The organism is Arthrobacter sp. TS-15 (assembly GCF_006964045.1).
Taxonomy (GTDB): domain Bacteria; phylum Actinomycetota; class Actinomycetes; order Actinomycetales; family Micrococcaceae; genus Arthrobacter.
Genome location: NZ_SDXQ01000006.1, coordinates 237,464 through 258,997 on the forward strand (window position 1 = coordinate 237,464; position 21,534 = coordinate 258,997).

At 62.3% G+C, this 21,534-nt stretch carries 22 protein-coding genes; 13 read left to right on the forward strand and 9 right to left on the reverse strand.

Going from position 1 to position 21,534, the window contains the following annotated elements; translation table 11 throughout:
• Positions 1-99 precede the first annotated feature (99 nt).
• From EU811_RS02325 to EU811_RS02335, 3 genes are all read left to right on the forward strand, one after another.
• Positions 100-1,329 carry a molybdopterin molybdotransferase MoeA gene (locus tag EU811_RS02325; RefSeq protein WP_142936902.1) on the forward strand — a complete coding sequence of 410 codons (1,230 nt, stop codon included), beginning with the start codon at positions 100-102 and terminating at the stop codon, positions 1,327-1,329.
• Positions 1,330-1,493: 164 nt separating this feature from the next.
• Positions 1,494-2,300 (forward strand): IclR family transcriptional regulator, encoded by an 807-nt coding sequence (locus EU811_RS02330; protein ID WP_142936903.1) that lies wholly within the window; start codon positions 1,494-1,496, stop codon positions 2,298-2,300.
• 305 nt (positions 2,301-2,605) lie between these two features.
• A complete protein-coding gene (locus tag EU811_RS02335) occupies positions 2,606-4,546 on the forward strand; it encodes a BCCT family transporter (protein WP_238703271.1) in 1,941 nt (646 codons plus the stop codon).
• Between the two features lie 88 nt (positions 4,547-4,634).
• Here EU811_RS02335 and EU811_RS02340 read toward each other — a convergent pair whose 3' ends face one another.
• The gene (locus EU811_RS02340; protein WP_142936905.1) at positions 4,635-5,315 is read right to left on the reverse strand and encodes a fasciclin domain-containing protein; all 681 of its coding nucleotides are present in this window, start codon (positions 5,313-5,315) and stop codon (positions 4,635-4,637) included.
• Between the two features lie 208 nt (positions 5,316-5,523).
• Between EU811_RS02340 and EU811_RS02345 the strand changes: the two genes are divergently transcribed.
• A complete protein-coding gene (locus tag EU811_RS02345; RefSeq protein ID WP_142936906.1) occupies positions 5,524-6,114 on the forward strand; it encodes a GNAT family N-acetyltransferase in 591 nt (196 codons plus the stop codon).
• 44 nt (positions 6,115-6,158) lie between these two features.
• Here the strand turns inward: EU811_RS02345 and EU811_RS02350 are convergent, their stop codons facing one another.
• Entirely contained in the window at positions 6,159-6,932 is a 774-nt protein-coding gene (locus EU811_RS02350) for an IclR family transcriptional regulator (protein ID WP_187697062.1), read from the reverse strand.
• A 180-nt stretch (positions 6,933-7,112) separates the two neighbouring features.
• Here EU811_RS02350 and EU811_RS02355 point away from each other — a divergent pair, with 180 nt between their 5' ends.
• Genes EU811_RS02355 through EU811_RS02365 form a run of 3 tightly spaced genes read left to right on the forward strand, consistent with a single transcriptional unit; the run spans position 7,113 to position 9,785 of the window.
• Positions 7,113-7,844: a CoA transferase subunit A gene (locus EU811_RS02355; RefSeq protein ID WP_142936907.1), complete on the forward strand. Its 732-nt coding sequence runs from the start codon at positions 7,113-7,115 to the stop codon at positions 7,842-7,844.
• Between the two features lie 19 nt (positions 7,845-7,863).
• Entirely contained in the window at positions 7,864-8,574 is a 711-nt protein-coding gene (locus tag EU811_RS02360) for a CoA transferase subunit B (RefSeq protein ID WP_142936908.1), read from the forward strand.
• Positions 8,571-9,785, forward strand: coding sequence for an acetyl-CoA acetyltransferase (locus tag EU811_RS02365; protein WP_142936909.1), 1,215 nt, complete (start codon positions 8,571-8,573; stop codon positions 9,783-9,785). The genes EU811_RS02360 and EU811_RS02365 overlap by 4 nt, the downstream gene beginning before the upstream one ends.
• Here EU811_RS02365 and EU811_RS02370 read toward each other — a convergent pair whose 3' ends face one another.
• Together EU811_RS02370 and EU811_RS02375 are read right to left on the reverse strand one after the other, a co-directional pair.
• A complete protein-coding gene (locus EU811_RS02370) occupies positions 9,786-10,529 on the reverse strand; it encodes an ankyrin repeat domain-containing protein (RefSeq protein WP_142937111.1) in 744 nt (247 codons plus the stop codon). It abuts the gene before it with no gap.
• A 32-nt stretch (positions 10,530-10,561) separates the two neighbouring features.
• Positions 10,562-11,137, reverse strand: a complete 576-nt coding sequence (locus tag EU811_RS02375) for a GlcG/HbpS family heme-binding protein (protein ID WP_187697063.1) — start codon at positions 11,135-11,137, stop codon at positions 10,562-10,564.
• A gap of 195 nt (positions 11,138-11,332) precedes the next feature.
• On the opposite strand from EU811_RS02375, the gene EU811_RS02380 reads away from it, so the two are divergent.
• The 5 genes from EU811_RS02380 (at position 11,333) to EU811_RS02400 (ending at position 15,591) form a co-directional block, all read left to right on the forward strand.
• On the forward strand, positions 11,333-12,583 hold the full coding sequence (locus tag EU811_RS02380; RefSeq protein WP_142936910.1) for a sensor histidine kinase: 1,251 nt from the start codon (positions 11,333-11,335) through the stop codon (positions 12,581-12,583).
• Positions 12,580-13,206, forward strand: coding sequence for a response regulator (locus tag EU811_RS02385; RefSeq protein WP_142936911.1), 627 nt, complete (start codon positions 12,580-12,582; stop codon positions 13,204-13,206). Before EU811_RS02380 ends, EU811_RS02385 begins: the two co-directional genes overlap by 4 nt.
• Positions 13,207-13,234: 28 nt before the next feature.
• Positions 13,235-13,801 (forward strand): HdeD family acid-resistance protein, encoded by a 567-nt coding sequence (locus tag EU811_RS02390; RefSeq protein ID WP_142936912.1) that lies wholly within the window; start codon positions 13,235-13,237, stop codon positions 13,799-13,801.
• Between the two features lie 62 nt (positions 13,802-13,863).
• Positions 13,864-14,670: an exodeoxyribonuclease III gene (locus EU811_RS02395; protein ID WP_142936913.1), complete on the forward strand. Its 807-nt coding sequence runs from the start codon at positions 13,864-13,866 to the stop codon at positions 14,668-14,670.
• Positions 14,671-14,703: 33 nt separating this feature from the next.
• Complete coding sequence (locus EU811_RS02400; RefSeq protein ID WP_142936914.1) at positions 14,704-15,591, forward strand: hypothetical protein; 888 nt, start codon at positions 14,704-14,706, stop codon at positions 15,589-15,591.
• 33 nt (positions 15,592-15,624) lie between these two features.
• On the opposite strand, the gene EU811_RS02405 is transcribed toward EU811_RS02400, so the two are convergent.
• From EU811_RS02405 to EU811_RS02420, 4 genes are all read right to left on the reverse strand, one after another.
• On the reverse strand, positions 15,625-16,674 hold the full coding sequence (locus EU811_RS02405; RefSeq protein ID WP_142936915.1) for a LacI family DNA-binding transcriptional regulator: 1,050 nt from the start codon (positions 16,672-16,674) through the stop codon (positions 15,625-15,627).
• A gap of 113 nt (positions 16,675-16,787) precedes the next feature.
• The gene (locus EU811_RS02410) at positions 16,788-17,750 is read right to left on the reverse strand and encodes a carbohydrate ABC transporter permease (protein WP_142936916.1); all 963 of its coding nucleotides are present in this window, start codon (positions 17,748-17,750) and stop codon (positions 16,788-16,790) included.
• Positions 17,747-18,712 carry a carbohydrate ABC transporter permease gene (locus EU811_RS02415; protein ID WP_142936917.1) on the reverse strand — a complete coding sequence of 322 codons (966 nt, stop codon included), beginning with the start codon at positions 18,710-18,712 and terminating at the stop codon, positions 17,747-17,749. Before EU811_RS02415 ends, EU811_RS02410 begins: the two co-directional genes overlap by 4 nt.
• A gap of 96 nt (positions 18,713-18,808) precedes the next feature.
• Positions 18,809-20,155, reverse strand: coding sequence for an ABC transporter substrate-binding protein (locus tag EU811_RS02420; RefSeq protein WP_142936918.1), 1,347 nt, complete (start codon positions 20,153-20,155; stop codon positions 18,809-18,811).
• Positions 20,156-20,415: 260 nt separating this feature from the next.
• Between EU811_RS02420 and EU811_RS02425 the strand changes: the two genes are divergently transcribed.
• Positions 20,416-20,817 carry a helix-turn-helix domain-containing protein gene (locus tag EU811_RS02425; protein WP_024819271.1) on the forward strand — a complete coding sequence of 134 codons (402 nt, stop codon included), beginning with the start codon at positions 20,416-20,418 and terminating at the stop codon, positions 20,815-20,817.
• A 9-nt stretch (positions 20,818-20,826) separates the two neighbouring features.
• Here EU811_RS02425 and EU811_RS02430 read toward each other — a convergent pair whose 3' ends face one another.
• Complete coding sequence (locus tag EU811_RS02430; protein ID WP_202979303.1) at positions 20,827-21,468, reverse strand: DNA alkylation repair protein; 642 nt, start codon at positions 21,466-21,468, stop codon at positions 20,827-20,829.
• Between the last annotated feature and the right edge of the window lie 66 nt (positions 21,469-21,534).

Here is a 21,534-nt window from a genome sequence, read left to right on the forward strand (position 1 = left end):
AACTGATACCGGGGACTGCGCGGCACGCATTACGGGAAGGCCGTGCAGTCCCCGGTATCTGCGTTGGAACAGCAGCACTACCCCAGGAAGCGAAGAACCATGCTCACCCAAGAAAGAGCCGCCCCCGGCACCACCCATGTCCGGCGGCATGCGCCTACCTGGGCCGAAGCGCGGCAGCTGTCCTACACATGCGCCACGCCGCTACCCTCCGTGGCAGTTACCCTCCGCGAAGCAATCGGCGGCACGCTCACCAGCCCCGTCACCGCGCCACGAAATCTCCCGCACTATGCCTCATCTGCCATGGACGGTTGGGCCATTAACGGCGGCGGCCCATGGAAGTTAACCACGCCGGGTGGGCCGCTCGCCGCAGGGCAAGCCAGCGCTATCGCCACCGGAGGGCTCGTCCCTGCAGGTGCCACGTCCATTCTGCGCAAGGAGAGCGGCTGCGTCTCCGACGCCGGGCACCTCACCCTCAGGCCCAATTCAACGCCCGACGAAACACTCCCCGGCCGTCACATTCGCCCGGCCGGCGAAGAAGCCACAGCCGGCGATGTCCTCATACCCGCCGGCACCCTACTTAACCCGGCCCACATCGCCCTGGCCGCTGTGGCGGGCCACGACCACGTGCGGATACAACGCAAGCCGAGGGTCGCCGTCGTACTTACCGGCTCCGAAGTAGTCACCTCAGGTGAGCCTGCACCGGGACAGGTCCGCGACGCCTTCGGTCCCCACTTGGATACTGTCATTTCGCAACTGGGCGGGGAGCCTCGCGGACAGCAAAGAATCGGCGACTCGTATCACGAGTGGATGGCGGCACTGAGCGGCGCTCCTGAAGGCTCACTTCCCGACGCCGAACGGCCGGACGTCACCATCACCACCGGCGGAACAGGGAAATCCGGCACAGACCATTTCCGCGACGCCGTTACGGCGCTGGGCGGCAGGCTCCTACTGGACGGGATAGCCATGCGCCCGGGACATCCGGCAGTGCTGGCGGAACTTCCTGATGGTCGGTTCATCATGGGGCTTCCGGGGAACCCGCTGGCGGCCATGATGGCGCTGATGACCCTTGGCGAACCCCTGCTGGCTGCGCTGGGAAACAGGCCCCTCACTGAAGCCAGCCCCATGACGTCCGGGGCTGACATTGAACCGGACCCACGGCGAACACGGCTAATTCCTTGCACCGTAGTTCATGACCTGGTATTCCCGGCCTCCCACACGGGTCCGGGAATGATGCGTGGGCTTGCCTGGGCACATGGATACATGGCAGTGCCTCCTGAAGGCGTGGCAGCCGGAGCGCCCGCGCCGGTGCTGCCGCTGCCCTGGACTTAGCCGGTCGCTGCCCATGGTGTGAGTCGAGGCCCGTGGTGTGAAAGGGTCCGTGGTCCGAGTCGAGGCCCGTGGAAAACTCCGTCTAGGATGAGGAAAGACGAGGGTGCAGGCCGAACATGGCTACCGGCTTACGGCGGCCTGCTTGGACAATGACACGAGGCACCATGGCCGCAAACAACAACCCGGACCCTGACAAGGACGTGGACGCCCCAAATGGCGGCGTGCAATCGGTGGACCGTGCGCTCCAGATCCTGGAAATCCTGGCCCGCGAAGGCGATGCCGGAGTGAGTGAAATCGCCGAGGAAATGGGCATCCACAAATCCACGGTGTCCCGGTTGGTGGGGTCCTTGGTCAGCCGTGAGATCGTCCGGCAGAACAGTGAACGCGGCAAGTATCAGCTGGGTTTCGGAATCCTCCGCCTCGCATCGTCCATTCCTGGCAGGCTCAGCGTGGTGCACGAGGCACGCCAGGTTTTGGAGTCGCTGGCCGCCGAATACAAGGAGACGGTCAACCTCGCCGTCCTGCGGTCAAACTACGCCGTCAACGTGGATCAGGCCATGGGGCCCTCAACGCTGGCCACGTACGACTGGGTGGGAAGCCTGACGCCGCTGCACGCCACCTCCAGCGGCAAAGTCCTTCTTGCGGCTTTGACCGCCGATGAACGAGCCCAGGTTTTCAAGGCAGTGGGCCTGCCCGCACGGACGCCTCGAACTGTCACAAACCGCGGCGAGCTGGAGAAGCAGCTGCTGGACGTGGCCCGGAACGGGTACGCCACAGTCCACGAAGAGTTTGAAATCGGCCTTACTGCCATTGCCGTGCCGATCTTCAACCACGCCGGCAGCGTCATAGCCGCCGTCAGCATTTCCGGGCCGTCGTTCCGCTTTTCTCCGGAGGAACAGCCCGGACTCATTGAGGGCCTTCGGGAGGCCGGCCTGACCATCAGCGCCCGCATGGGCTACAGGCACCGCTAGCCCTTCGGCCATAACCTCACAACCGTCCGGGGTGACTGGCTACCGCGGCGCCATTCACGATGCGCAATTCGCAACGGAGCCCATGATACGCAACTCAGCTACTTCCAGCCAATTGATATATCAATCTGCTGTCAAAGAGCCAAAATCCCTTGACTTTGCATGTGACGGAGCGCACTCTGTTGCATAGCGCGGATGTTGTTGATTCCTGCGGAACACTCCGCGAAGCACCCCACCTCCCCACCAATCCATTAACCAAGGCCCGTAAGAAACGCAGCCTCATGACACGCCGAGCAAAGGACCCGCTCATGGCTATAAACAGTGACACAAAACCGCTGACACCCGAGGAATTACCTATCGACCCCGACACCACCTTGGCCGCGCTCAACGCTGAGGACGGAGGCGCAGAGGCACTTCCTGATTCCGCAGAACACGAACAGATCATGGAAGAGCTGCGCCACGCCAAGACCGAGCAGGCTGTTTCAGCCCGCCGGAACCGCAAACTTACCCTGGACAAAGTCACCTTCGGGATCACGGGCGCCATCGCCGTCGCCTTCGTGATCTGGGGCTTTGTGGGACGCGACAGCCTCTCCGATACCTCCAAAGGTGCCCTGAACTGGGTCATGGAGTACACAGGCTGGCTCTTCATGGTCCTCGCCTCCTTGTTCGTCGTCTTCGTCCTGTGGCTCGCCCTGGGCAAGTTCGGCAACATCCCACTGGGCAAGGATGGTGAGAAGCCCGAGTTCCGAACCGTCTCCTGGGTGGCCATGATGTTCGCCGCCGGCATGGGAATCGGACTCATGTTCTATGGTGTGGCCGAGCCGCTCTACCACTACATTTCGCCACCGCCGGGAACAGTGGACGGCCGCACACCGGCCGCAATCCAGACTGCGATGGCCACATCCATCTTCCACTGGACCCTGCACCCCTGGGCCATGTACGCAGTAGTCGGCATCGCCATGGCTTACGGCACTTACCGGCTGGGACGCAAGCAACTGGTCTCCGCAGCCTTCACCTCACTCTTTGGCATTCGCATGGTGGAGGGCCCGCTGGGCAAGTTCATCAACATTCTGGCCATCTTCGCCACGCTCTTCGGTACCGCCGCCTCACTGGGCCTCGGTGCCCTGCAGATCGGCAGCGGCATGACCTCCAACGGCTGGCTGGGTGAAATCGGCACTCCCGTGCTGGTGGTCATCGTTGCCATCCTGACGTTCTGCTTTGTGGCATCAGCAGTATCCGGCATCAGCCGCGGCATCCAATGGCTGTCCAACATCAACATGGTGCTGGCGGTAGTCCTGGCCCTCATTGTGTTTGTTGCAGGCCCCACCCTGTTTATCCTCAACCTGATTCCCTCGGCCGTTGGTGACTATGCCCGCGATCTGGCTGAAATGTCCTCACGCACCGAAGCCGTGGGAGACGACTCCCTGCGCAGCTGGATGACCAGCTGGACCATCTTCTACTGGGCATGGTGGATCTCCTGGACGCCCTTCGTAGGAATGTTCATCGCCCGCATCAGCCGTGGACGCACCATCCGCCAGTTCGTCACCGGCGTGCTGCTGGTGCCCAGCGTAGTTAGCGTGATCTGGTTCGGTATCTTCGGCGGCGCTGCCTTCCACGTTCAGCAGGAAGCGGACAAGGCCGGCACTCCCGGGCTGGTGACCATGGTGGACGGCGCTCCCTCCATCAACTTCGACGGCGCTCTCTTCGACCTCGTGAAGAACCTGGGGATGCCTGGCTGGCTGACCGCAGCCGTGATCGTCCTGGCCATGGTCCTGGTGGCGATCTTCTTCGTCACCGGCGCAGACGCTGCCTCCATTGTGATGGGATCCCTTAGCTCCAACGGTGCTGAGCACCCGCGGCGCGGAGTGGTGATCTTCTGGGGAAGCCTCACCGGCGCCGTGGCAGCAGTCATGCTGCTTGCCGGCGGCGACAAACCCTCGGAAGCATTGTCAGGCCTTCAACGAGTGACCATTGTGGCTGCCCTGCCATTCATCATCGTCATGCTGCTGCTCTGTTTCGCGCTGGTCAAGGACCTTCGGCGCGACCCCCTGCAGTTGCACAAGCGCTTGGCCACCTCGGTGGTGGAACGGGCCATCCGGACAGGCGTTGAGCAGCACGGCGGCGTTCAGTTCGACCTCGTCACCAGGCACGAGTGCGCTGAAAAGTGCACTGAGACCGAATGCGTCGGAGGAACAGGTACGGGCACCATCCCCTTGGTTGGCAAACCTGAGCAAGACACCAACAGATAGTCCCCAACACAACAAAGCAGGCGCCGGATTCCGGCGCCTGCTTTGTTGTTGGTATTGCTTTGTTGCTTGTGTTGCTAAGCCCTATGGCTTATTTGGGCATCAGCACCGAGTCGATCAGGTAAACCGTGGCGTTGGCGGTCTTTACGCCACCGCAGATCACGTTGGAAGCTCCGTCAACCGTGAGGGCATCCTTGGTGCCGGCAACCGTCACTTCGCCACCCTGAACAGTCTTGTGGGTGCCGACGATCTGGTCCGGGCTCAGCTGACCGGGGACTACGTGGTAGGTGAGAATCTTGCTCAGCAGGGCATCGTCCGTCTTGAGCGTCTCGATTGTTGCGGGGTCGATCTTCGCGAAAGCATCGTCAACGGGTGCGAAGACCGTGAATTCGCTGCCATTCAGGGTGGAAACAAGATCAACCTTGGGGTTGAGCTTGCCGGAAACAGCGGAGGTCAGTGTCTTGAGGAGCGGGTTGTTCGACGCTGCCACGGCTACCGGATCCAAGGCCATGCCGGCTACCGAACCGGCACCGTCCGGAACCTGTGCGGCGTAGCCGGCGCAGCCAGGGCCCACCAGGTTAGCGGCCGGATCCATGGCTGCGCTGCTCATGGGGGAGGAGGACGGCGACGGTGCCGCCATGGAGGTTTCCGGAGCAGCAGAGGAAGCTGCCGGGGTGCTGGTGGTGCTTGAACCACCACAGGCAGTAAGTCCGAGAAGGGCGGCTGCAGTGAGGCCAACGAAGGCGAGGGCGGGGCGCTTTGTGGACAACATGTCATTCTCCTTGTTTTTGGAACCAGGGCGTTGGATCCATTGGTTGGTGGGACGCGGGTTGCAGGTGCTGCTTTTGCTTCACCTGCGGTTTGTGTCTCACCAGCTATTCGGAGGGTGGGACGGGGTGGATGGGTCCGGATTGAAAAAGTTTTGAAATTTGTTCGGATAGGCAGAACGCAGGCCCACCGCAGGTGACAGGATGGTCCGCATGGCTATCGAGGTTCGCCCGGCAACGGTGTTCGATGACGTGAAGACGATGGTGGGGCCCAAGAGCCCCGATTCCAACGTGTGCTGGTGCCTGAGCTACAGGATCCCGTCGAAACTGAACCAGGAGCTCCAGAAACAGGAGCGCGGGAAGTTCGTGAAGAAGCTGGTGGCCGAGGATCCTCCTCCCGGCGTTTTGGCGTACGACGGCGACCAAGTAGTGGGGTGGGCAGCGGTCCACCCTCGCGCGGACACCACTTTCGCGAAGAACCGAAAGATCCCCCACGTGGACGAAACCAACGTGTGGTCGGTGTGGTGCATTCGGGTGCGCCCCGGACATCGAGGCAGAGGGATCTCTCACGAGCTGCTTCGCGGGGCAATCGACTTCGCCAAGAGCCACGGAGCGCCCGCCATTGAGGGTTATCCCGTGGATAACAAGGGCTCCAAAGTGGACCTGACCATGGCCTACGTGGGCACCCGCAGATTATTCGAGAAGGCTGGCTTCAAGAAGGTGACCGAGACGACGTCGGTCCTTAATGGCTTCCCACGAGTCCTGATGCGCCTGGACCTCACCCAACCCACCCCAACCAGGTAGCAGCACAGCGCGTTTTGAGCGCTCAAAACGCGCACAAATGCGACTCAGTTGGGTGCGGTGGCCTGCAACCGCGCGCTCATTCGGTGTGCTTCCTCGAGCAGCAGCTTGCCAAGGAAATCCTGGCGGTCCGGGCGGAACCTGGGTTCGATTCCCGTCAAGGACAGAGCCCACGCCGGCCGTCCCTGCTGGTCGAATACGGCAGCACCCATGCCCCAGCTACCTTCAAGGATTAGCCCGGGATTGACGGAGTAACCGGTCAGTCGGGTCCGTTCGAGATTTTCCCGCACTACATCTGCAGGATGTCCCACGGCGAACTCCCCGGCATGCGCTGGCCAGTCCCCCAATAGGAGTTCCTGCTCATCGGGAGGCAGGAAAGCCATGATCGCCGTCCCCGCTGACGCCACTCCCAACGGAAAGCGCACGCCTTCGTGCAGCACGAAGGACCGTACCGGGAAAGAACCTTCCTCGCGCAGCACGCACACTGTTTCATTTCCACGTCGAATGGAAAAGAAGGCACTCTCCCCTGTCTCGGCAGCCAGCCGGCGCAGCGACGGCCGAGCAATGTCCTCCATGGGGAAACGCGCAGCAGCCACCGAACCCAGCAGAAAGATCTCCGGCCCCAGAACCCACTTTCCAGAGCCCGAGTCGTGTTCCAGCAATCCCTCAGCAGCCAGCGACGTCAGCAGCCGGTGCACTGTTGGCCGGGTCAACCCGGACTCACGTACCAAGCCAGCCAATGACGTGCCTTCGGGCTTCCGTCCCACCAGCCGCAGCAGCAGGGCTACCCGACCCACCACCTGCGCTCCCTGAACCACCATGAGACCCCCTCAAGAAGAAAACATCCACAATATGGACAGCTTTCAGTGTACCGTCCACACCCTGAGTCTCCTTCCGCAGTGACGATTGACCGTCCTGCCCGGCAAAACTAGGCTCCTTCTCAAGAGACAGCACAGTCCACAAAGTGGATCACCTGAAAAGAACTCAAAGAGGAGCCCAGCATGGCCAAGATCCAATCAAGCGCAGCCCAAGCGCTCCATGACCTGATGGCAGACGGCCTGACCATCGCCGTCGGAGGTTTTGGCTTGAGCGGCATCCCCGCCGACCTGATCGACGCCGTCCGCGAGTCGGGCGCCAAGGACCTCACCATCGTCTCGAACAACATGGGTGTGGATGGCAAGGGCCTGGGCGTGCTGATCGAGGCGGGCCAGGTCCGCAAAGTCATTGCTTCCTACGTGGGCGAGAACAAGCTCTTCGCTGAGCAATACCTGGCTGGCCAACTCGAAGTCGAGTTCACCCCGCAGGGCACACTGGCCGAACGCCTCCGCGCCGGCGGCGCGGGTATCCCGGCCTTCTACACGCGCACCGGCGTGGGCACCTTGGTTGCCGAAGACAAGCCGCTGGAAGAGTTCGACGGCGTAACTTACGTCCGCGAGCGCGCCATCACCGCCGACGTCGCGCTGGTTCATGCGCACACCGCGGACACGGACGGGAACCTGATCTACCGCTACACGGCGCGGAACTTCAACCCGGTGGTGGCCACGGCAGGCACAGTGACCATCGCCGAGGCGGAGGTCATTGTGCAGCCGGGCGAGCTGGACCCTAACCACATCGTCACCCCGGGCGTCTACGTCCAGCGGCTTGTCCAGGCAACCAACCGGGTCAAGGACATCGAGCAGCGAACCGTCCGCCAACGCCCGGAAGCACAGCGCGCTGAAGCACTGACGGTCTAAAGCAAAGGAGCACATCACCATGGCATGGACACGTGACCAGATGGCCGCCATCGCGGCCGAAGAATTGAACGACGGCGACTACGTCAACCTCGGTATCGGCATCCCCACTCTGGTGGCCAACAACCTGCCCCACGGCGTGCGGGTGGTCCTCCAGAGCGAAAACGGCTTGCTTGGAATGGGCCCCTTTCCCTATGAGGGCGAAGAAGACGCGGACCTCATCAACGCCGGCAAGCAGACCGTCACCATCACCCCCGGCGGCAGCATTTTCGATTCTGCTACCTCGTTCGGCATGATCCGCGGCGGGCACGTGAAGGTGGCCATCCTGGGCGCCATGCAGGTGTCCGGCAGCGGCGACCTTGCCAACTGGACCATCCCCGGCAAGATGGTCAAGGGTATGGGCGGCGCCATGGATTTGGTGGCCGGGACACCGCGCGTCGTGGTCCTCACCGAGCACAATGCCAAGGACGGCTCGGCCAAGATCGTCACCGAATGCACGCTGCCCCTCACGGGACTCAAGTGCGTGGACAGGATCATCACGGACCTGGCCGTTTTCGACATCGTGCCTGACGCTGAAACGCACGACGGCGACACTCGCCTGCTGCTGACACGCCTGGCACCGGGCGTCACGACAGAAGAAATCCGTAGCAAGACCGACGCAGAGTTCACGTTGGCGCTCACGGCTGAAGAACCCACCCCTGAGGAACACACGCTTGAAGGAGCCAACGCATGAGCCTGAAAGACCAGTTCGGCAAAGACATCCTGCTCACCGGTTGGGGGCACAGCAAGTTCGGGAAACTGAGCGATGAGACATTGGAGTCGCTGATCGTCCAGGTTGCCGGCGAAGCCATCAGCAACTCCGGCCTGGACCCCAAGGACATCGACGAGATCTACCTTGGACAGTTCAACTCCGGCATGCAGCCTCTGGGATTCACGTCGTCGCTGGCACTCCAGTTGTCTGCGGACCTGGCCAACGTCCCCGCAACGCGCACTGAGAATGCTTGCGCCTCCGGATCGGCCGCGTTCCAGCAGGGCGTCAAGGCCGTCCTCGCCGGAACTGCCCGGAACGTCCTGGTGATCGGGGCCGAGAAAATGACCGACGCTGGCGTGGACGTCGTGGGAGCAGCCCTCCTCGGTGCTTCGTACGAGATGGCCGGCAAAGCGTCCTCCACCGGGTTCACGGGCCTGTTCGCGGAGGTGGCCAAGCACTACGGCAAGCGTTACGGCGCTGGAATCAGCGGCCCGGGTTTTGAGAACGGCCTCAGCGATGTCCTTGGCTCCATCGCCGCCAAGAACCACCACAACGGCATGGACAACCCGTACGCCCAGATGCACCGGGACTTCGGCGTGGAGTTCTGCCGCACCGTCTCTGAGAAGAATCCCATGGTGGCCGAGCCCCTGCGCCGCACTGACTGTTCGCCGGTCTCGGACGGCGCTGCCGCCGTCGTGCTTTCAACGTCGGCTACCGGCGGCGCAACTGCACCTGTGCGTCTTGCTGGTTTCGGTCATGCCAACGACTTTTTCCCGGCGGAGAAGCGCGACCCCACCGAGTTCGCCGCCACCCGCGCCTCGTGGGAGCGCGCCTTCACCATGGCGGGCGTGGGCATTGAGGATCTGGACTTCGCCGAGGTGCACGACTGCTTCACCATCGCCGAGCTCATTATGTACGAGGCCATGGGTCTCACTCCGCGCGGCAAGGGCGCGCGTGCCATCCAGGAAGGCTGGGTTTATATGGACGGCAAGCTTCCCGTCAACGTCTCCGGCGGACTCAAGGCGAAGGGGCATCCAGTGGGCGCGACGGGGGTGTCGCAGCACGTTATTGCCGCGATGCAGCTCAGCGGGACCGCGGGCGACATGCAACTAGCGAACGCCCGCCGCGGAGCTGTGCAGAACATGGGCGGCGTGGGCATCGCCAACTACGTGAGCGTGCTGGAAGCGCTCTAGCTAGCGGGCCCGGATCAGCGCCGCGATCTCCGTGAACCCGAGCCGCTCTGCGTTCTGCAGGGCGGTTCGGCCTTGGGGGTCACGGATGTCCGGGTTGGCTCCGGCCGCGAGCAGTTGCCGGACCACGTCCTGCTGCTTGGGGCCGCCGTTATTGAGCAGGATGGCTTCCTGCAGGGCGGTCCAGCCCAGGTTATTGACGTGGTCCACGGGCACACCCGCCGCGATCAGGATCCGCACGGTGTCCGTGTGCCCATGCTCGCTCGCCGGGATCAGGGCCGTGCCGCCGTACCTGTTGATGCTGCGAACGTCCGCTCCCGCAGCCAGCGTCAGTTGCAGGACCTCGTTGAAGCCCTCAGCACCGGCATAGAGGAACGCGGAGTCCTGGATGTCGTCCTTGGCGTTGACGTTGCCGCCGGCCGCGATCAGTTCGCGCACCCTCGCAGCGTCGTTGGCTTTCGCGGCAAGGATCAGGAGTCGGTCAGTTTCCAGTTGGGCCTCCGGTGACAGTTCCGTTGATTGTTGAGCCGGTACAGCAGCCGACGACGACGGGACGGGACTTACCCTCGACGGCGCGGCTTGAGTGGGGGCTGATTGAGTCGGCGCCGGGCTGGAAGTCGCAGCCGGGCTGGAAGGCGGGGACGCCGCCGTCGTACATCCGGACAGCAGCCCGAGCACCAGCACGCCTGCCCCCACCACCCGCGTTTTTGTACAGATAACGCCCCTAAAACGCTCCCATAAGGGCATCATCTGTACAAAAACTCCAAGGGGGTTCATGGCTACTTCGCTGCCACGGCCAAGGCATCAGCGCCGGCGGTTGCGCAGGCTTCGTCGAGGGCGCCGTCGGGAGCACCGCCCACACCGATCCCGGCAACGGAAACTCCGTTGACCTTCAACGGAACGCCGCCAGCCAGGAACAGGGTGCCGGGGAGGTCGGCGATGGACGGGCCGTTACCGTTGATGCGCTTGGCGAGCTCGCTGGTGGGAGCACCGAAAGCTGCGGCTGTGTAGGCCTTCTGCTTGGCGGCTTCGATGGTGTGCTCGGCGGCGTTGTCACCGCGGAGCAGGGCCTGAACGGTGCCGAAACGGTCAACCAGCGCCACGGTCACGAACGGCAGCTTGTCCGCCTGGCACTTGGCGAGCGCGGCGTTGACGGCTGCGCTTGAGGCGCCCACGGAGATGCGGTTCTGGGCTACAACGTTCTCAGGTGCCGGCTGAACCTCCGCAGGTGCCTTGGCAGGTGCGGCAACTGGAGCTGCGGCCGGCGACACGGCGTTGGCCACAGCAGTGACACCGCCGGTGAGCAGCAATGCTCCGGCAGCGGCGGCGGCAATCATCTTGTTGGACTTCTTCACAAGGTTCTCCTGGTAGTTGGCATCGGGTACGTCTCCATGCTTTCGCGAACCGTCCGACGCCACATCGGCCGGGCGCCGTTCCCGGGCTCAGCCTTTCCGCCACCTGTATCAGCCAAAAGGTGGAGAGACCAATGACTGCGTGGGATCTAGCATGGAAAGAACGCCTTCCACCGAAACCCGGAACGGGAACCACCCATGCCAACTGCTCATCCTAGGCTCGAACCTGGCAACCAGCACAGCAGCCGGATTGATGGCCGCATTGATGCTGTGGTGCACTTGGGCTTCGCCGTCCTGATGGTGGCCTCCGCGGTCCGGTACGTTATGCGACACTCCCCCGCGGACAACCTGTGGACCGTTGCTTTGGCCGTGGCCGTGTGCGCGCTGTATGCGGTGACCGCGGTGCTGGCTCACCGCCAACCACTGGCTCACCGGCAACCGCCGGGTCAACGCACTCACCGGTTGTGGATCCCGTGGATGGTGGCGTTAGTGACAGCGTGGGCCGCGTTGGTGGTGGTCGCTCCGAGCTTCGCATGGTGTTCCTTCGCCATTTTCTTCCTCACGCGCACGGCCTTCCGCGGTTGGGCCGGCTACGTGGCGGGAGGCGCGACGGCGGCCGCTACCGCCGTCGGGCTCTTCCGCATGAGCGGCTGGACGGACATCGCCATGCTGCTGGGGCCTCTCGCGGCGGGCGCCCTGCTCACGCTGATTTACGACAAGATTGAGCGCGATGCGGCACTGCAACGCAGGCTCTTCAACGACGTCACCCGAGCCCAGGAGCAACTCGCCGCCAAGCAACGCGAAGCCGGAATCGCCACCGAGCGCGAGCGGGTTTCCCGTGAAATCCACGACACCGTCACCCAAGGCCTGGCCAGCAGCCTGCTCCTCCTCGAGGCCGCCCAACGCTCCTGGCCAGCCGAATCCGCCCACCATGACGTCCGCAAAGCAACAGATTTGCTCAGGCGCAACCTCGCAGACACCCGCAGCCTGGTGCACGAGCTATCCGCTCCCGGCCTTGAGACCGGTCCGCTCCCGGAAGCCCTGGAACATGCGGCACGGCAATACTTTGAAACCGTCAGCATCCACGTCACCGGTGAGCCGCGGACCCTTCCATCCGAGGTGCGTCATGCCCTGCTCCGCGTCACCCAAAGCGCCGTGGCCAACATCAAACTCCATGCCCGCGCGGACCATGCCAGCGTGACGCTCGGTTACCTTCCGGATGCGGTCACCTTGGACGTGTTCGACGACGGTCGCGGCTTTGATCCCGCAGCGGTACCTCCGGCGTCGGCCAACGGAGGGTACGGCCTCCGTGCCATGCGGCAGCGTGTTGAGCAGTTGGGCGGAGAATTGTCCGTGGAAAGCTCGCCCGGCGAAGGCACCATCATCGCGGCGCAGTTCCCACTGACCCAGCCGGCTGATCCGGCCCATGCTTTGAAGGAGGCCCTGTGAACACTATCTCGGTGCTCCTCGTGGACGACCATACGGTAGTTCGGAGCGGACTCAAGGCGCTGCTGGGCACCCAAGGTGACATCGCCGTCGTCGCGGAGGCGTCCTCCGGCGAGGAAGCCCTGAAAGCCACCCAAGAGCATTCACCCGCAGTAATCCTCATGGACCTGGCAATGGGCGCTGGAATGGACGGCATTGAAGCCACCAAACAGCTGCGACAGCGGAACCCAAAGCAAGCCATCATCGTGTTCACCACCTACGATTCGGACGCTGACATTGTGCGGGCCGTGGACGCCGGTGCCATGGGCTATTTACTCAAGGATGCTGCGCCGGAAGAAATTTTCGCAGCCGTTCGTGGCGCGGTGCAGGGGAAAAGCGTGATGAGTGCGCCGGTAGCTTCCCGCCTGTTCCAACAATTACGGAATCCGGACGAAATTCTCACGCCCCGCGAAGCCGAACTGCTCAGCCTCCTAACCCAGGGCCTCAGCAACCGTGATCTCGGGAAAAGACTGTTCATTTCCGAAGCGACAGTCAAAACCCACCTCGCTCATATCTACGCCAAACTCGGCGTCGAAACCCGTGCCGCAGCAATTGCCACAGCTATCCGGCGTGAGGGGATGCGGTAAAGGCAGGCGGTTGGTTACGCTGAGCCGTATGGACGATGCAGCGGATCGCAAAATGTTCAAAAACCCGGGAACTGCTTTGCTGGTCCGGGGAGCCCTTTCCATAGTTTTTGGCCTCTTGATCTTTGTTGTGCCCAGCGCCACCGCCTTGGTGGTGGTTGTCATGTTCGGCGTTTTCGCGATCATTGACGGCATTACCAGCGTGGCCCATTATTTCTACGATCCCGCTGGCCGTTCGCGCTGGACCATCGTGGGTGGGCTCATCTCCATAGCAGCCGGCTTTGTGGCCATTGCGTTGCCGGGAATTACCGCGGCAGCAATCGGTGTGCTGATCGGATTGTGGGCCCTTGTTCTTGGCCTTTCCCAAATTATCCTTTCGCTGGCCGCGAGGACCTTCATCCGAAGCTGGGGTGTTTGGTTCCTGACCGGCCTGATCACCACGGTGTTCGGGATTGTGGTGCTGGTGAATCCGGGTCTGGGCCTCTTGGGCCTGGTGTGGATGTTGGCCGGATTCGCGATCGTTACCGGGTTGCTCCTGATCGCATCGGGCATCGGGCTCCGCAAACTCACATCCTCCTCCGCACTATACGTCCGCTAGTTCGTCAAGGTAAAAACCCGTCAGGGGATGCGCTCAGCCCCAAGTTCGGTAAGTTAGTGGCTGTGAAGATAGCTACCTGGAATGTGAACTCCCTCCGCGCCCGTGCCGACCGCGTTGAGGCCTGGCTTGAGCGCAGCGACTGCGATGTCCTGGCCATCCAGGAGACCAAGTGCAAGGACGAGAACTTCCCGTGGGAGCTCTTTGAGCGCATGGGTTACGAGGTTGCGCACTTCGGCGTGAACCAGTGGAACGGTGTAGCCATCGCTTCGCGCGTGGGCTTGGAGGATGTGCAGCGCACCTTCCTGGACCAGCCCGCGTTCGGTAAGGCAGGCAAGGATCCTGCCCAGGAAGCCCGGGCCATCGCTGCTACCTGTGGCGGCGTCCGCATCTGGAGCCTGTACGTTCCCAACGGCCGCTCGCTGGACGACGAACACATGCCGTACAAGATCAAGTGGCTGGACGTCCTGCAGGGCCATGCGGCTGAATGGCTCAAGTCCGAGCCCACCGCCCAGATCGCCCTCATGGGTGACTGGAACATCGCCCCGTTCGATGAGGACGTTTGGGACATCGAGCTGTTCCGCAACAACAACTACACCCACGTCAGCGAACCCGAGCGCGCCGCCTTCCACGCCTTCGAAACCGCCGGGTTCACCGACGTCGTCCGTCCCTACACCCCGGGCCCCGGCGTCTACACCTACTGGGACTACACACAACTGCGCTTCCCCAAGAAGGAAGGCATGCGCATCGACTTCTGCCTCGCCTCCCCGGCCCTGGCGTCACGGGTCACAGGCGCCTCCATCGACCGCGAGGAACGCAAGGGCAAAGGCGCTTCGGACCACGCTCCGGTCATTGTGGAGCTGGCGGACTAAGTACAGGCTCACTGACGAAAAGGGGCGGTTGATATGACTGGAAACCTGTATCGGGGCCAGGCGGGTCTGCCGTTCTCTTCGTCACTGCGCATTTACGAGCCCATCGAGGCCTTCCCGCCCGAACAGCAGCGCCAGCTTGTGGCGGAAGGCACCAAGAACGGTTCCCGGGCCGCCGTCGAAAATGCGGAGCTCCAAGCCTCTCTGGGACGCATCACGCGTTCCGGCGGCGACCCTTTCCCCACCGGCCGCACGGACTTGGTACGCATGACGCGCGTGCCCACCGGACGGCACGCTGCGGCCCAGGATACGGAAGATCACGACGCCGGGCGGCTGCTTTTCTGCCCCAGCCAACTGGTGATTCGGGCTGGCTTGGCGGCCAACGCGCTCATGGATGGCGTGCATAGTCCGCTGGCCGATCTCCTCATCCCGGTCTCGCAGCGTGACAAGCACCAGGCCAGGATCGATCGCATCAACGCCGGGGAGGCCGCAAAACGGGTGCACACCCGGGCTTCAACGTGGGGCATTCCGTTCAGCTGGTTCTCGCTTTTCAGTGAGTCGGACCGCAAGGACGTGGTGGAGTCCGAGGGGCGCATCCTCACCGTCCGGGTATGGACACCCATTACTGAAGCCTTGGATAGGGCACGCTTCGCCGTGGCCCATTTGGCCTTGGCTGCGCCTGATTTGGACATGCTGGATGACTTGACACAGCTCACGGAGTGGCTGGAACTATTCCACGTCCAGTCCATGGTGGAGCTGGATTATGGTGCCGTGGCTGACAAGGTGTATCCGGACGAGTCCCCCATGGATGTCCGGCTCGGCATCGAGTGCCTGGCTGAAGGGGACATGACCGGAGCGGCCGCCGCCTACCGCAGGCTCGCCTCGCGGTGGATTCCCATCCGGCAACTAGCGCGGGCCTCCTAGCTGGGCTCGTGCTTTTTAGCTGGGCTCGCGCTTTTAGCTGGGCGGGGCCGTTGTCTCGCGGACAATCAGCTTGTGGGGGGCCACCTCTGAATGAACCGCTCCCGGGTTGCCGTCCAATTCGTCCAGCAGCATCTTGGTAGCCAGCTCTGCCTGGTTGTCGGGCCGCTGGCCCACGGTGGTCAGGCCAATGGATGACGAGAAGTCGTGGTCGTCAATCCCGATCACGGAAAGGTCTTCCGGCACCCTGACGCCATGACGGCCCGCCTCAAAAATGACGCCCATAGCCATCTCGTCCGAGGAGCAGAAGATGGCTGTTGGTTTGCGGCCGGGTTGGCTCCAGAGCCGGTTAAACGCCTGCTGTCCGCTGGCGACAGTGAAGTCACCCCACTGGTCCCACTCGGGGCGGACTTCCAGGCCGGCGTCGGTCATGACTTCCTGGAAGGCGCGGATACGCACGCGGGGAACGTCGAAGTTCAGGTCCGTTTCGTCGTCGCCATGGAGCAATGCGATGTCCTTGTGGCCCAGGTCCAGCAGATGCCGCACGGCGGTGGACGCGGCGTCGTAATCGTTGATGCCGATGTACGCGCAGTCCTCAACGTGGCCACCCACCACAACCAGCGGGATGTCGATTTTGTGGAGGTGTTCCAGCTCTTCCTCTGTCAGGGACATACAGAGCACCAACAGTGCGTCGATTTGTTTGTAGACCATGGTGGAGCTGAAGAGCCGCTCACGGTTGCTGCCGTGGCCGCCCAAGTTGAAGAGGGAGAGGTTGTACTTTCGTGAATGGAGTTCCCGGTCCGCGCCCTCTATGGCTTTGGAGAAGAACCACCGGCTCACAAAAGGTGCCAGGACTCCGATGGTGCGGGTGCGGCCCGTCGCCAAGCCTGATGCCGATGACGACGCAACATATCCCAGTGAACTGGCAACTTCGAGGATTTTCTCGCGGGTGGCGGGAGACACCCGCGGTAGTCCCCGCACGGCGCGTGAAACGGTGGCCGTCGAAACTCCAGCGGCTGCAGCTACGTCCTCAATACTGACGCCGGTATGGCCGCCGCGTTGGGATCTACCCGTTGTTTTTGACACAGGCTCCCCTCTCCGGCCGCCGTTGCTCCGCCTTCAAACCCTAAATGTGTATTTGTAGATTGCCGCCTCGGTTACGCAGGCGCGTAATGCGCTGCGTAACCGAGGCCGCAGTCCTAACCCTTGAGGCCGCCGGACAGCAGGCCGCGCACAAAGTAGCGCTGCAATCCGAAGAACACCAGGAGCGGGACGATGATGGAGACAAACGCTGCTGCCGGGTTCAGGTAGTCCCTGGCACCGCGGGTACCAGAGATCTCAGCCAGACGCTGCGTAATGGGTGCAACGTCTGCCGTTCCACCGGAGAACACCAACGCCACCAGCAGGTCATTCCAAACCCACAGGAACTGGAAGATCGCCAGCGAGGCGAGTGCCGGTACCGACAGCGGCAGAATGATCCGCCAGAAGATGGTGCTGTGTCCGGCGCCATCCACCCTTGCCGCCTCAATGACTTCACCGGGAATTTCGGAGATGAAGTTATGCAGCAGGAAGATGCCCAGCGGAAGGCCGAACATGGTGTGGGCAATCCACAGCTGGGCGTACGAACCCGCAGGGAGCTGCAGGGTCTGCGTAAAGAACTGCAGCAGCGGAATCAGGGCCATCTGGAGAGGGATGATCTGCAGGGCAAAGACGAAGATGAAGAGAGCGTCACGGCCCTTGAACTTGCCCCACGCGAAAACGTACGCAGCCATGGACGCCAGGACCAGCACGAAGATGGTGACCGGGATGACGATCGCGATGGAGTTGACGAAGTATTGCGAGAGGTTGGCGGATTGCGACCCCGCCGGGGTGAGGACATCCGCGTAGTTCTTGAACGTGAACTGCCAGTCGACGAACGCATTCCACCAGCCGTCGGACCGGGGACCTACCTGCTTGGCGGCAGGACGGAACGAGGTAACAAAGAGCCCGAACGTCGGCACGGACCATACGACGGCGATGATGATCGCTGCCGCTGTTGCCCACTTGGAAGTGAGCTTGGTCTTGACGCGGCGCATGATGGGCTGGGCGTCCTCCGTGGGGTCGGATCCAGGACGCTGCCGGGTGGCCTTCGAGGCCTCTTTCGGGGCTGGCGTGGCTGTCAATGGATCTCCCTTTGCTTGCGAAGGACTCGAGCGTTGTACACGACGATCGGCAGCACCATGAGGAACAGAATCAGGGCCAACGCGGCACCCCGTCCGGGCTCACCGGCGCGGAAAGCCTGCGTGTACATTTCGTTGGCGACTACGGAAGTGTCGTAGTTGCCGGCGGTCATGGTTCTCACGATGTCGAAGACCTTCAGCGTTGCGATGGTAATGGTGGTCAGGACCACCACCAGGGCTCCACGGATGCCGGGGACTGTGACGTTGCGGAACTGCTGCCAAGCGTTGGCACCGTCCAGGCGGGCCGCCTCGATGAGTTCCACAGGGACACCCTTGATGGCCGCAGACAGGATCACCATGGCGAAGCCGGTCTGGATCCAAACCATCACGATGATGAGGAAGATGGTGTTTTCCGGGGCATCCAGCAGGAACTGCTTGGGATCCATCCCCAGGGCGACCCTGAAGAAGTTGATGACACCGGTCTGCTCGATGTTGGGGCCACGGTAGTCGTAGACGAGCTTCCAAATGATGCCGGCGCCCACAAAGGAGATGGCCATCGGCATGAAGACCAGCGATTTGAGAACCCGCTCGCCGCGGGCCTTATCAATGAAGACTGCGTAGGCGAGGCCGAAGCTCGTCGACAGCAGTGGAACCAGGACGGTCCAAATGACGGTGTTCCGCAGCGTGGTCAATGCCTCAGGCTGCGTGAACATCCACACGAAGTTATCAAAGCCGTTGCCATTGCCGCTGGCATCCGTGAAGGCCAGCATTGACGTGCGGATGGCCGGATAAACCAGACCCACCAGCATCAGGATTGCCGCAGGAGCAAGGAATCCTGCCACCGTCACTTTGTCTTTGACTGACTTAGGCGCCCTGTCCACCAGCAACATGATGAGGCCGATGACCGCTGCGAATATCGCAAGGGCTATCACTACTTGTAGGAGTTTTTCTCCAATAAATTCCATACCCAACCTCCGGGGCGTGAGTGAATCACTAAGTTCCGGGAAAAGCACTGCCTCCCCGGCTGGGTCAACCAGTCAGGGGAGGCAGCACTCTGGGAGTTAGCTCTTAGGCCAGCTGGATTCGATGCTGTTGGCAACATCCTGGGAGGACGTGCCGTTGATCCACTGCACGATGCCCTTCCAGAAGGAGTTGGAACCAACTGCGCTCGGCATGAGGTCCGAACCGTCAAAGCGGAACACGGTTTCCTTGTCCTGGAGGATCTGGACGGTCAGCTTGTCCAGGTCAGACTGTGCGTTGTTGGGGTCCAAGCCCTTGTTGGCACTGACCACGCCGCCAAGCTTCACGCGGTTGTTGGCGAAGTCGGCGCTGGCCAGGTACGCCAGGAACGACTGAACTTCAGCGGTGTCCTTGTAAGCACCAACCATCTCGCCACCACCGGTAACTGCCTTGCCCTTGCTCTCGTCAATCGGCGGGGTGATGAAGGCCCAGACGTCGCCGTCTTCAGCCACGTTGGTTCCTGCAGGCCAGTTGGCGGCCTGGAAGTTGGCCTGGTGGTGCATGGCGCAGGTGCCGTCGAGGACCGGCTGGCCGGCCTGGGCGAACCCGGTGCTGAGGATCGAGCGAACGTCACCGAAGCCGCCGTTCACCATGTCCGGGTTGAGCAGGATATCGCCGGCCTTGTCGAAGGAATCAACAATCTTGGGGTCATTGAACGGAATCTGGTGAGCCACCCACTGGTCGTAGACCTCGGGGCCGTGGGCGCGCAGGACAACGTCTTCGATCCAGTCCGTGCCGGGCCAGCCCGTTGCTTCTCCGGACTCGAATCCGGCACACCACGGCTTCATGTTCTTGTCATCCGCGGCGATCTTCTTGGACAGCTCGATCATTTCGTCCCACGTCTTGGGGACTTCCCAGCCCTTGTCCTTGAAGGTCTTGGGCGCGTACCAAACAAAGCCCTTGACGTTCGCGAGCATCGGAGCGGCGTAGAACTTACCGTCCACCGTGCCGTACTTCTTCCAGTCCGGGGACCAGTTCTTGTCCACAAGGTCGGACACGGTCTGCGGTGCGGGCTTCAGGTAACCGGCCCGTGCCTGGGTGGCCAGAAGGCCGGGCTGCGGGAAGATCGCAACGTCCGGGGCGGTGCCGGACTGGGCACGCACGCCGATCTGCGTTTCGAATTCCTTGCTGCCCTCGTACTTAATGGTGATGCCGGTGCAGGATTCGAACTGCTTCCAGGATTCCTCGAGATTGGTTGCCTCGACGTCGACGATGGTGGAGTAGACGGAGACGGTCTTCCCGTCATGCTTGCCATAGCTTTCGTAGGCGGAGCAATCATCCGAGCCGGCGGTGGATCCCCCACCGCCACCATCTCCGCTACAGGCGGAAAGGGTAAGTGCCAGAACACCGGCGGCTGCGACCGGTAGCAGGTACTTGGTTTTCTTCATGCTAAAGACTCCTCGCTGAGTACAAAGATTCGGCGGCGCAATTGATGTGGTGACGCTCACACTAGCCATGATTCGCCAGTCAATGCAAGCGCTTACACATAACGTAACCGCATCGATACCAAGCAGCCTGCGCTTCTCCGCGGGCGGCGGTCCTCGAGCGCTCGGTGAGCTGGTTGACGGCCTGCTCCGCGCTACTCCGCGCGGCCTGACGAGCCTCGCTGATTTGATTGCCTACTATTGCCTATGGAAAAGTAGGAATCGTGGATGAACTTGAAGCACTGCAAACCATAGGCCGCCTGATCAAAGAAGAACGCTTGGCACAAGGGCTGAGCCAGGTTCAGCTGGCCAAGCAGGCAGGTACTGCCATCAAGACGGTCCGCACACTGGAATCCGGGACCCGGCGAACGCAGGAGATCAACCAACGCAAGCTTGAGCACGCCTTGGGCTGGAGGGCCGGCTCCGTGTCCGAGGTCCTCAAAGGTAAATCGAACTTCGCTCCGGAAATGATCACCCCCGACGACATGCGCTCAGGCGACGAATCACGGCAGGGACCTCCCCGGGTTACCGTTCCCAGCGCTCCCATTGCCCGGGCCTCGCACCTCTCCGATGAAGAGCTGCTCGCCGAGCTCACCTACCGGATGATGCACCGCAACCGAGGCTGATCGGCCACACTACAGTGCCTGGCGACGCACCATCTCATTGATCCAGGCCGGCGCGAACGGCGACGTGCAATTGGGCGGTGTGGGATAGTCCTTCAGCACTTCCAACCGCTCTCCGATGTCCAAAGCCCTGGCCCTGTGTTCCGGGAATTCAATCCCGATCTGCGCCAGGCAGTGGTTCATGGCCCACTGAAGGCGGTCCGGGGCTTCCTTCATGTGGCTTTCAATAACGTCCAGCAGTTGCACAAGATCCAGGCCTTCGGGCTTCTTGACGACACGCTCAGAGGTCAGCGCCCAGCCGGCGCTTGCCACCACGGGATCGGAGTCAGCGAACCAGGTAACCCGCAATTCTTCGGATTGCGGGCTTTTCTTGACGACGTAGTTGACAAGCCAGTCCTGGACTTTGGGGGTCCGTGCTTCCCGCAACATGCTGTCCAGTTCGTCCCGGTCAAAGGCCTTGGGCCGGCATATCAGGAGCGCCAGCAATCTGGCTGCAGTGTCACCGGTGTTCCACAGCTCGCGGGAGAGCTCCTGCTGGGTCTTCAACCTCTTCGCGATGGCACGCAGCTTGCTGAGGTTTACCCCGTGGTCATCGCCGTGTTTCTCGTTCACTTCGCGGGCCCGGGGCTCTTCCAATGCCGCAAGTTCCGCCATGAGACCGGACACCGTCGCTTCGAGCGTCAACTCTTGGGCCGCCGTCGTTTGAGCCACCGTGGCCTC